Origin of the sequence: Salegentibacter maritimus, assembly GCF_016236975.1 — a bacterium.
Lineage (GTDB): Bacteria > Bacteroidota > Bacteroidia > Flavobacteriales > Flavobacteriaceae > Salegentibacter > Salegentibacter maritimus.
Window position 1 is genome coordinate 142,798 of sequence record NZ_JAEHNY010000011.1, and the last position, 6,556, is coordinate 149,353.

Here is a 6,556-nt window from a genome sequence, read left to right on the forward strand (position 1 = left end):
TTAGCAATAAGATATTTGTATCTACTATAAACAATTAAAAATTAGTTGTAGGTAATGAAAAATGTTTTTGCTGCTTTTTGCTTCGTTTTTTTGGGACTTTTAAACGGGCTTGGGCAACAATCAATAAACCATAAAATGGAAGAGGAATTCATTAAAGCCGCGAAAACCAACGACATTGAAAAACTTCAAGATTTCTTGAAAAAAGGAGTGAATATTGATGCTCGAGACGCTCATAAAAGAACAGCCTTAATGCTGGCAACTTATGAAAATAATATAGCTGCTTCTGAATTACTGATAAAAGCAGGAGCCAACGTAAATGCACAGGACGACCGTTTGGAAAGTCCGTTTCTTCATGCAGGGGCCAAAGGATATCTCAAAATTCTAAAGGCCTGTCTTGCCACCGGTAAAGTTAATTACATGGTATTAAACCGGTATGGGGGCACTGCACTAATCCCTGCCTGTGAAAGAGGGCATATAGAAGTAGTACAGGAATTATTAGAAATAAGTGACTATCCTATAGATCATATCAACAACCTAGGTTGGACTGCTTTAATGGAAGCTATTGTTCTAGGTAACGGTGGCAAAACACATACACAAATTGTACAACTATTGGTAAACGCCGGCTGTGATGTTAATATTCCAGACAAAGACGGTATTACCCCACTTCAGCATGCGAAAAAAAGTGGCTACAAAAATATTGTAAGTATCCTGAAAGAAGCGGGAGCAAAATAAAAACTATAAAGCATTTATGAAAACAATTTATTTACTTCTAATTGGCAGCTTAATTCTCACTTCCTGCAAGCAGGAAAAGGAAACCAGAACATTTGATATTCTTATCAAAGACGCTAATATTGTTAATACTGAAACCGGTGAGATTTTAAAAAAGCAAAGTATAGGTATTATAGCAGACACTATTGCAAAAATAGCGGCCGTAGACCAGTCTATAAATTGGAAGGCTAATCAAACAGTACAGGCCAAAGATAAATATGTAATTCCGGGATTATGGGATATGCACATACATTTTGGAGCAGACAGTCTTATAGACGAAAATAAAAATATGTTACCGCTTTATTTGGCAAACGGGGTAACCACCGTAAGGGATTGTGCCGCCGATATAAGTCCGTCTGTATTAAAATGGCGAAAACAAATTGAAGATGGAGAACTTGAAGGCCCCAATATTTTTACTGCAGGACCAAAACTAGAAGGAAAAAATTCTATTTGGCCCGGCGATTTGGAAATCGAAAATGAAAAAGAATTAACCATAGCTTTAGATTCTTTAGATAAGCTTCAGGTAGATTTTGTAAAAATAACAGACAACGCCTTAACTCCCGACCTATTTCTAAAAAGCCTCAAAAAAGCAACGCAAAGAGGTTATAAGACTTCAGGACATATTCCTTTTTCGCTATCAATTAACGAAGTTTCTATGGCCGGATTAAGCAGCATTGAGCATATGAGCTATATGCTAAAAGCAGGCTCTGCCAGGGAATTGGAGGTTATTAAAAAGTATAAAAATAACGAGATAGATTATGCTACCGCAAATACTATTATAAATGAAAGTTTTGACGAAGCTACAGCGGTAACTAAATACAGACAATTGGCTGAAAACGGTACAGCGATTGTCCCTACCCTTATTGGAAATAAAATCATCTCATATTGGGATAAAGACCAACATGTAGATGACCCTGAATTACAATATATTGGCCCCGGAATTATAGAAACTTATCAATGGCGGGTAGATAGGGTTAAAAATGCATCAGCAGAAGCTATAGAAGCCCGTCACAAAAAATACCAAAAATTAATAAGTTTAATACCTTTAATAAAAGAGTCTGGTATGCCCATTATCGCCGGTACCGATGCCGGATTTTTAAACTCCTATATTTATCCCGGTTTTGCCTTGCACGACGAACTGGAAATTTTTCAGGAAGCGGGACTAACAGCATTGGAAGCCCTGCAAACTTCAGTCGTTAACGGGCCTAAGTATTTTGGGGTTTCAGATAAATACGGAAGTGTAACAGAAGGCAAAATAGCAGATCTTTTAATCCTTAACAGCAACCCTATTGAAGATATTAAGGCTACAAAAGATATTAACCGACTTATAAAGAAAAACAAGGTTTACAATAAAACAGACTTAGAAAATATGCTTCAAGAGGTAAAAGAACTTTATAATTAGTGAAGGGTATTTAGGTGTAAATTGGACAGGTACCGATGAACTTTTAGTTTCTAATTGAAATATTTATATTTACCTGAACAACAAATCAGTACTAAACTTACAAGCACATCTAGAGGACCTCTCTCTAATTGTAATTAAGCTTTAGCATTCAATTTTAACTAAAATATGAAACAAAGCATCTTCATTCTAGCCCTGGTGTTCTTTACAGGGGTATCTTTTGGGCAATCATTGCCTAAAAAAATAAGTGAACAGGATTTTTCCATTGGAAAATCGGTTGAAATTGAATCTGCAGTTTTAGACGAAACAAGAAACTTAAACATCTATTTGCCTTTAAGTTATTCAAAAGACAGCCTTAAGACTTATCCTGTAATTTATTTGCTTGATGGTTCTAAAGATGAAGATTTTATACATATTTCGGGAATTGTTCAATTTGGGTCTTTTTCCTGGATAAATATGATACCGGAGTCAATTGTGGTAGGTATCGGGAATGTAGATAGAAAAAGGGATTTCACATCGCCTTCCCAAAACAAACTGGACCAAAAAGAGTTGCCAACTTCCGGGAAATCCGAAAACTTTATCACTTTTCTGGAAAAAGAATTACAGGCATTTATGGATGCTAACTACCGAACAGCCGGGACCAAAACCCTTATAGGACAATCGCTTGGCGGACTTTTAGCTACGGAAATATTGTTTAAAAAGCCTGAGCTATTCGACAACTACATTATTGTAAGCCCCAGCTTATGGTGGAATGATGAAAAACTCCTAAACGAAGAACTTACCCCCTACACTTCTAAGAAATCAATTTATATAGCCGGCGGAAAAGAAGGGGAAGTAATGCAACGCACCGCTAAAGAATTGTTTGATAAGTTAAAAGCAAATAAAACCGAAAATACCAGCGTATTCTACGAGTTTTTGGAAGACAAAACGCACGGAGACGCATTACATATTGCGGTTTACAATGCATTTGAAAAAATATTTAGAACCCAAACAGATTAAAAAAGCCTAAAGTAGCTAGCCGAATAAAACCTACTTTGTATTAAGTATAGATTTTCGGTAGGCTATCCCCCAATTGGCCAAACCATCGATAATTGGTGAAAGGGTTTTGCCATATTCTGTGATGGCATATTCTACCGTTACAGGCTTTGTATCTTTAACCGTTCGGCTTACCAGACGGTTTATTTCCAAATCCCGAAGTTCTTTTGAAAGCATTTTTGTTCCAATTCCATCTACTTCCCTCAGCAAATCCATAAAACCCAACTTGCTTCCTTCCATAAGCGTCCCAAGAATATGAAACTTCCATTTCCCCGACAAAATACTCATAGCATCACTTATAGCCTGCATTCTTACCTGGCAAATTGGAGTATTATTGATTTCTGCCTTTTTCTTCATCTTGTAATTAATTTAACAGTGATAGTTTCTAAAAGGAAACTACTTTCCAAAAGGAAATGAATATCAAGAATACAAAATGTTTCCCATAGATTTGAACCAGATTTCTAAAAATTTATATCAGCCCTGCTTAAACCCTATTAATTAAAAAAAATGAAAGATTCTAAATCGGCTATAAACCCACTATTATGCGACCCTACAACCGGAATATGTGAAATACCGGGTATCGATAAAAATAAAGATGAGCAAAAAGTTTCTACAGATACTCCCAATAAAGTACAAATTATCTATTTTACAGATCCAATTTGTTCCTCTTGTTGGGGTATAGAACCACAGCTTAGAAAGCTTAAATTAGAATATGGAGATTACGTTGATGTAGCCTATAAAATGGGAGGTTTATTACCCGATTGGAATTACAATAGTGGTGGTATTAGTAAACCTTCAGATGTTGCCGAACATTGGGATGAAGTAAGTATCTATTATGATATGCCCATAGATGGTGATCTGTGGCTTGAGAACCCACTTCACTCTTCTTATCCCCCTTCCATTGCTTTTAAGGCCGCCCAATTACAGGATATTGAAAAAGCTATTTTATTTTTAAGAGCCTTAAGGGAAATGGCCTTTCTAGATAAAAAAAATATTACCCAATGGGAACATTTGGCGACTGCTGCTAAAAATGTAGGACTTGATGTGAGTTTATTAAAAACCGATTATGAAGGAAAGGCTAAACTTCTTTTTGAAAAAGACCTACATTTGGCCAGGGAATATGGCGTTAGAGGTTTTCCTAGCATATTTTTTATAGATAGTTTAGGTCAAAAAGAAATTGTTTACGGTGCAAGGCCCTATGAAATATTTGAAAAAGCACTTCTTAAGATTGAACCAGAGATTACTAAAAATGACTACGATAAGAATTGGAAGTCACTTTTCACTCAATTTAATTCCCTAACAGCCCGTGAGTTTTCAGAATTATCGGACACTCCCAGAAATGAAAGCGAAGATTTTTTAAATAAGCTTGTTGAAGAAGAACTTTTGGAAAAATTCAGTACTAAAAATGGGGCTATCTGGACAAGAAAAAACTAAGAAATGAAAATTATAGATATAGAAAGCTGGAATAGAAAAGAACATTATCACTTTTTTTCTAAAATGGATTCGCCTTTCTTTGGGATAACCAAAGATGTAGACTGTAGTCTCGCCTATAAGAAAGCTAAAGAAAAAGGGCATTCCTTTTTTGCAACATATCTTCATAAATCTATGATTGCCGTAAATGCCGTAGAAGAATTAAAATATAGAATTGTGGATGATAAAGTTGTTGCCTTCCCTATTATTCACGCCGGCGCCACCATAGGAAGGGAAGATGGCACCTTCGGGTTTGTTTTTGTGAATTTTTCGAATAACTTTCAAACCTTTAATACCCAATTACAGGAAGAAATTAAAGCGGTACATAATTCAACCGGATTACGGCTAAATAACGACGATCTAAACAAAGATCTAATTCGGCATTCCACCCTACCCTGGACTTCCTTTTCCAGCTTATTGCATCCAACCAATTTTAATAACAAAGAATCTGTTCCGAAAATCACCTTTGGAAAGTTTAACATAAGAGAAGGAAAGAAATATTTACCCGTATCAATTGAAGCCCATCATGGCCTGGTAGACGGCCTGCATTTGTCCAGATACTTGCAGGAATTTCAACTACAACTTGATACCTGGCAGGAATAACCGCATGACTTATAAAAAATTTCAAGCAGAATTAAATTTGCAAGAAAATAAAAGCTGTAGCCTTCCCTAAAAATAAGACAGTTTAAAATTCGAAATTGTTAATTTTAAAAACGATAAACTGTCCGATGAAAAAAAGTAGATTTACAGAAAGTCAGATCATCAAGATCTTGAAAGAAAACGAACAAGGCCGAGCTGTTGGTGATATCGCTCGAGAACTGGGTATTGATAAAAGCACTATCTATTATTGGCGTAAGAAATATGGTGGAATGGAAACTAGTGAGCTAAAACGGCTTAAGGAGTTGGAAGAAGAAAATCGCAAGCTCAAGCAGATGTATGCCGATGCCAGTCTAGATAACCAAATGCTGAAAGATATACTGTCAAAAAAGTTCTAAGGCCTTCCGACAAGAAGCATAGAGCGGTTTATTTGATCAAGGAGTACCAGGTCTCCATAAAACGAGCCTGTAATGTAGTAGGTTTAACCCGTTCGATGTGGTATTATCAGACTAAGCGAGACGATTATGAGGTAATCGATAAACTTTCTGAATTGGCCACTGAGTTGCCCACCAGAGGTTTTGATGAATACTATAAACGAATACGTCGCGAAGGCCATAAGTGGAACCGGAAACGGGTATTACGAGTATACCGGCAGATGAAGCTTAAGCTAAGGCGCAAACATAAAAAGCGCATTACAGGTAGGGTAAAACATCCTTTAGAGACCCCTGAACAATTGAATCAGGTTTGGAGTATGGATTTTATGTCAGATGTCCTTTCTGATGGCAGAAAGGTACGTGTCTTAAATATAATTGATGATTGCAACCGAGAAGTACTGGCTGTAGATCCAGGGTTGAACTATCCTGCTAGAAAGCTAGTGGAGACTTTAGAACAATTAGAAGAAGAAATTGGATTACCACAAACTATCCGTTGTGATAATGGCCCTGAGTTTATCTCTAAAACATTCAGTCAATGGTGCAATAGAAAACGTGTGGAAATACGGTATACCCAGCCAGGTAAGCCAATGCAAAACGGGTATATAGAACGTTTAAATAGATTTTATAGAGAAGATATATTAGATGCTTACTGGTTTAATGATTTACATCAATTGCGTTCTTTAAGCAATAAATGGATGGAAGATTACAATAATAACCATCCGCATCAATCCCTGGGCAATAAATCACCAAGGGAATACAAACCTCGATTCGGGGAAGAATTCTTCCCCGAATCGAATGATATTAATGAAAATTTATTGAATTTAGCCCTGTCTTAAATTGGGGAAGGCTACAA

6 protein-coding genes and 1 pseudogene are annotated in these 6,556 nt (G+C 36.4%); 6 read left to right on the plus strand and 1 reads right to left on the minus strand.

What is annotated here, in order from left to right; translation table 11 throughout:
- Nucleotides 1–54: 54 nt before the first annotated feature.
- From I6U50_RS12680 to I6U50_RS12690, 3 genes are all read left to right on the plus strand, one after another.
- Entirely contained in the window at nucleotides 55–732 is a 678-nt protein-coding gene (locus I6U50_RS12680; protein WP_232805938.1) for an ankyrin repeat domain-containing protein, read from the plus strand.
- A gap of 16 nt (nucleotides 733–748) precedes the next feature.
- Nucleotides 749–2,170: an amidohydrolase family protein gene (locus tag I6U50_RS12685; RefSeq protein WP_198639104.1), complete on the plus strand. Its 1,422-nt coding sequence runs from the start codon at nucleotides 749–751 to the stop codon at nucleotides 2,168–2,170.
- Nucleotides 2,171–2,335: 165 nt separating this feature from the next.
- Nucleotides 2,336–3,166, plus strand: a complete 831-nt coding sequence (locus I6U50_RS12690; protein ID WP_198639105.1) for an alpha/beta hydrolase — start codon at nucleotides 2,336–2,338, stop codon at nucleotides 3,164–3,166.
- A gap of 30 nt (nucleotides 3,167–3,196) precedes the next feature.
- On the opposite strand, the gene I6U50_RS12695 is transcribed toward I6U50_RS12690, so the two are convergent.
- Nucleotides 3,197–3,559 (minus strand): winged helix-turn-helix transcriptional regulator, encoded by a 363-nt coding sequence (locus I6U50_RS12695; RefSeq protein ID WP_193710944.1) that lies wholly within the window; start codon nucleotides 3,557–3,559, stop codon nucleotides 3,197–3,199.
- A 150-nt stretch (nucleotides 3,560–3,709) separates the two neighbouring features.
- Between I6U50_RS12695 and I6U50_RS12700 the strand changes: the two genes are divergently transcribed.
- From I6U50_RS12700 to I6U50_RS12710, 3 genes and pseudogenes are all read left to right on the plus strand, one after another.
- Nucleotides 3,710–4,636: a ClpXP adapter SpxH family protein gene (locus tag I6U50_RS12700; RefSeq protein ID WP_198639106.1), complete on the plus strand. Its 927-nt coding sequence runs from the start codon at nucleotides 3,710–3,712 to the stop codon at nucleotides 4,634–4,636.
- A gap of 3 nt (nucleotides 4,637–4,639) precedes the next feature.
- Nucleotides 4,640–5,275 (plus strand): chloramphenicol acetyltransferase, encoded by a 636-nt coding sequence (locus I6U50_RS12705; protein WP_198639107.1) that lies wholly within the window; start codon nucleotides 4,640–4,642, stop codon nucleotides 5,273–5,275.
- A gap of 125 nt (nucleotides 5,276–5,400) precedes the next feature.
- Nucleotides 5,401–6,539 (plus strand): annotated as a pseudogene (locus I6U50_RS12710) (IS3 family transposase).
- Nucleotides 6,540–6,556 lie beyond the last annotated feature (17 nt).

Excerpts from the sequence above, each read along its gene's own strand:
- I6U50_RS12680 (WP_232805938.1), top strand. The coding sequence starts at position 55 with ATGAAAAATGTTTTTGCTGCTTTTTGCTTCGTTTTTTTGGGACTTTTA.
- I6U50_RS12685 (WP_198639104.1), top strand. The coding sequence starts at position 749 with ATGAAAACAATTTATTTACTTCTAATTGGCAGCTTAATTCTCACTTCC.
- I6U50_RS12690 (WP_198639105.1), top strand. The coding sequence starts at position 2,336 with ATGAAACAAAGCATCTTCATTCTAGCCCTGGTGTTCTTTACAGGGGTA.
- I6U50_RS12695 (WP_193710944.1), bottom strand. The coding sequence starts at position 3,559 with ATGAAGAAAAAGGCAGAAATCAATAATACTCCAATTTGCCAGGTAAGA.
- I6U50_RS12700 (WP_198639106.1), top strand. The coding sequence starts at position 3,710 with ATGAAAGATTCTAAATCGGCTATAAACCCACTATTATGCGACCCTACA.
- I6U50_RS12705 (WP_198639107.1), top strand. The coding sequence starts at position 4,640 with ATGAAAATTATAGATATAGAAAGCTGGAATAGAAAAGAACATTATCAC.